This is a genomic window from Actinomyces sp. MRS3W, from assembly GCF_032465695.1.
Taxonomy (GTDB): Bacteria; Actinomycetota; Actinomycetes; order Actinomycetales; family Actinomycetaceae; genus Actinomyces.
In genome coordinates, this window is the sequence record NZ_JAWDJJ010000190.1 from 1 (window position 1) to 3,802 (window position 3,802).

3 protein-coding genes are annotated in these 3,802 nt (G+C 69.4%); 1 reads left to right on the top strand and 2 read right to left on the bottom strand.

Going from position 1 to position 3,802, the window contains the following annotated elements; genetic code table 11:
• Together RWX45_RS07150 and RWX45_RS07155 are read right to left on the bottom strand one after the other, a co-directional pair.
• Positions 1–432, bottom strand: a 432-nt coding sequence (locus RWX45_RS07150) for a LacI family DNA-binding transcriptional regulator (protein WP_316023046.1), incomplete at its 3' end; no start/stop codon positions are given.
• Positions 432–2,912 (bottom strand): TIM-barrel domain-containing protein, encoded by a 2,481-nt coding sequence (locus RWX45_RS07155; protein ID WP_316023047.1) that lies wholly within the window; start codon positions 2,910–2,912, stop codon positions 432–434. The genes RWX45_RS07155 and RWX45_RS07150, both read right to left, overlap by 1 nt.
• 182 nt (positions 2,913–3,094) lie before the next feature.
• Between RWX45_RS07155 and RWX45_RS07160 the strand changes: the two genes are divergently transcribed.
• Positions 3,095–3,802 (top strand): LacI family DNA-binding transcriptional regulator (locus RWX45_RS07160; protein ID WP_316023048.1); only part of this gene is annotated, 708 nt, incomplete at its 3' end.

Genomic DNA, 3,802 nt, shown 5'->3' on the forward strand with positions numbered 1-3,802 from the left:
GACGGGCAGCGGCTCCACCGAGGTCAGCAGGTCTGGGGTGAAGGGAGCACACAGTACGCCTGCCGTCTCGCTGCCCAGGGCGTCGCGCAGGTAGCGGCGTTCGCGGTCGGGATCGAGGTTGGCGTTGCGCAGCACCACCGTCAGATCCATCTCGGCGGCACGTTCCTCAGCTCCCACAACCAGTTCGGTGTAAAAGGGGTTAGTCACGTCCGGAATGAGTAGGACCAGACTGGTCGGTCGCCCCGAGCGCAGCGCCGCCGCCGCACGATTGCGCCGGTAGCCCAGAGCGTCGATGGCCTCGCGCACGCGTTCGGCCGTTTCGGGGCGCACCGGTCGCTTACCCGATAGGACGTAGCTGACCGTCGCCGTCGACACCCCGGCACGCGCCGCGACCTCTTTCAGGCCGGCGCGCCGGCTCGGGGAAGAACCCATCAGACAACCTCACTGACCGCGGCCAGAACCTCCTCGGGCAGACCGACCGCGCGCAGCCCACCCAGGAGTGCGCCGCCGGTGGCGCCGGAGCAGACCACAGCCCAAGCCTGGTCCTTGGCCGGGTAGGACATCTGAGCGGGCTCGAGGATCCGGAAGATCTCATCGGCCGCCGCGGGCGGACGTGTGCACACGCCCGCCAGTGTAAGGGTGACCCCTGTGGATGGACGCACCGTGCCCAGAGCCACGTCCAGACCGCCGCCCAGCGTAAATCCGTCCGCCGCGCGGGTAGTCACGGGCACGGCTTCACCGCCGAGGCGGGCCGTGACACCCTCGCCCACGGACAGCAGATGCACGGTGATCTCGCGCTCGGCCGGCACCACGCCGTCCGGCCCGGTCTGGGTGATCTCCACTCGAGCCGTACCCGCGGCTTCATCCCAGGCCAGGGCGAAGCGGGTGCGCACGACGCCGTCGGCGCCGGGCTCGGGGGAGCCGTCGTCCTCCTCGAGCACGAACTCGCCGTCGGCACCGGGCACGACCACCACCGACAGGTGCCGGGGATTGTCTCCCGCCGCCTCGGCGAGATCCTCCGCACCTACGATGACGCTGCCGGCGCGCGCCAGCACGGGCATCTGGTCAAGCGGCCGGGAGAAGATGAGTGTGCGGCCCTCGGCGGCGTCGGCGTCGTAACGGCGTCCCGTCGGCAGATCGAACCACGTGCCCTGCGGCAGCCACGCCCGCTCCTGCGCCAGGGCGGAAGCAGCCTCGGTGGGGCGGGTGATGGGCACGACGATGAGGTTGCCGAAGAGGAACTCGTTGCGGTTGTCGTAGGCGCCCATGCGCCAGGAGTAGTCGTGGTAGAGCGGCCGGACCGGGCCGATGCCCTCGGTGTGGGCGCGCCTGGCCCACGTGTACAGGTAGGGGACAAGCCGGTGGCGCAGACGCAGATGCGCGTCCATGGTCGCCCGGGCATCGCGGGAGTAGCGCCACGGCTCCTTGGAGTTGAACACCGACGCGGTGGAGTGCATGCGGTTGATGGGGGAGAAGCAGCCCAGCTGCACCCAGCGTGCCGCCATCTGATTGTCCTTGATGCCGAGCATGTGCCCACCGATGTCGTTGGACCACCAGTAGTAGCCGATATTGGCCGCGGTGGCGGTGAACTCCGGCTGGAAGCGCAGCGACTCCCAGGTGGTCACCGTGTCCCCGGAGAAGCCGATCGGGGTCCGGTGGCTGGAGGCGTCGGCGAATCGGGAGAAGGTGATGGGACGACGTCGGTAGCTGGTCCCGTCGAGGCCACCGGGGCGCTCGCGGCCGGAGTCGAGGTAGTGGACGTGGTTGAGCATCCACAGCGGGTCCAGGCCGGGAATGTCCGTGGTGCCGCCCTGCTGCCAGTCCAGCCACCAGAAGTCAACGCCCTGGTCCTCCAGCACGTGGTGGGCGTGCTCGAGGTAGGCGGCGGTGAAGTCCTTGTCCCCGATGTTGAAGGGGATATCGGCCCCCTCGGCCGGGTCCATGCCCAGGGCGCGCGCCGTGGCCGCATAGGCGTCCTCGTGGCGGCGGATGCCCGCCGCCGGGTGCAGATTGAGGGTGACCTGCATGCCACGTTCGTGCAGGGCGGCCAGGAAGCGTTCCGGGTCCGGGAACAGCTCCCGGTTCCAGGTGTAGCCGGTCCAGCCGTTGCCGATCGCCGGATCAATGTCCACCAGGTGCCAGTCCATGTCGATAACGGCCACGGAGAACGGCAACTGTTCGGCGGCGAACCGATCCATGAGCTCCAGGTAGGAGTCCTCGGAGTACTTGTGGTAGCGGCTCCACCAGTTCCCCAGGAGGGCGCGTGGGATGAGCGGGGTGGGGCCGGTGAGGGCGAAGAAGTCCGTGAGCGCCGCGTGGTAGTCCTGGCCGTAGCCGAAGAAGTACAGATCTTGGTCCGCAGCGCCGTCGCCCGCGGAGCAGGGCCGGGGACGCACCCACTCATCCTCCTGCAACAGCAGGGAGGCGGAGTCGTCGACGACGGAGTAGCCCGTGAGCGACAGCAGGCCCGGGCTCACGGGCGTGGGGCCGTCCACCATGTCCAGCGTACGGGTGGTGCCGCCCAGGTTGGTGCGGAAGAACTCCTCCGGGTCCCACTGCTCCCCGTGCCGCCAAGCGCCGCCGTGCACGCCGATGACGGCGGTGCGCAGGGAGACGCTGAGCCCGGAGCGGGTGAAGCCGCGTGAGGGCTGGTAGGTCAGGTGCAGGTGCTCGGTGATGATCTCGAGGCGGTCCTGACTGCGGTGCACCTCGAAGTGCGGCGTCGGCCCCAGGTCCCGGGAGACGACGAGCTGGGTGGCGGCGTCGACGAAGCTCCCGGAGCGCGAGAACTCCATGCGAATGAGCCTGGACGTCAGCACCGTGAAGCGGTAGTCGGGACCGACGACGACAGCCTCGGGCCGGACCGGTGCCGGGCGTGGCTCGTCCGCACGAGAGGAGAGGGGAGAGGACATAGGTTCGGCCTTTCGGGTCAGTCTTTGGCGGCAGGATCAAACAGGAAGTTTTGCGATAAACGTAAGGGTAACGCTATGCTGGAGCCCCTGACGAGTAGCAGGGCTAAAGTCCTGTATCGACAGCGCTGCGCGAGCCGGCCTCGAGTGGCAGTTCGAGGCCGGACCTGGATAAGGAGGTCGAGGTGCCGACACTCAAAGATGTGGCCGCGCGCGCCGGCGTGAGCGCTATGACCGTGTCGAACGTCATCAACGGGCGTGCCGGCAAGGTGTCCGCGGCGACCATTGCGCGCGTCGAGGAGGCGATTGCCGCACTGGGGTATGTGCCGAGCGCCGCGGCCCGTTCGCTGGCGGGTTCGTCCTCGCGCATCCTCGCCCTGGTGTACGAGGCGGTGCCCGGGCGGCCCGCGCTCGAGGCGCCCTATGAGTCGATGTTCGTGGGCGTGTGCGAGCAGGCGGCGCGCGCCGAGGGCTATGCCCTCATGCTGTGTGGCGCCTCGAAAGCGGAGGACACGGTGGCGCAACTGCGCTCGTGGAATGTCGCCGGCGCCGTCGTCATGGCCACCACCCGCATGCCCCCGAGTCAGTTCCTTGAGCGTTCCGGCGTGCCCGCGGTCTTCATCGACGCCTACCGGGAGACGGAGACGATCTCCTACGTCAACGTCGACGACGCCGGGGGAGCGCGGGAGGCCGGTGACAGGCTTGGTCGCGCGGGGCACCGGCGTGTGGCCTTCGTCGGCCCCACGGTCGACGTCCCCGGGGTGGTTCGGGAGCGGCTGCGGGGCCTTCGCGAAGGGCTCGCCGCCCACGGCGCCCGAGTCGCGCGGCGCGACGTGCTCCTGTCCGAAGTCGACTTCGGCGAGGGGCTGGCCGTTGCGGACCGGCTCCTGGAG

Coding starts and splice junctions, on each gene's coding strand:
- RWX45_RS07155 (WP_316023047.1), bottom strand. CDS start 2,912: ATGTCCTCTCCCCTCTCCTCTCGTGCGGACGAGCCACGCCCGGCACCG.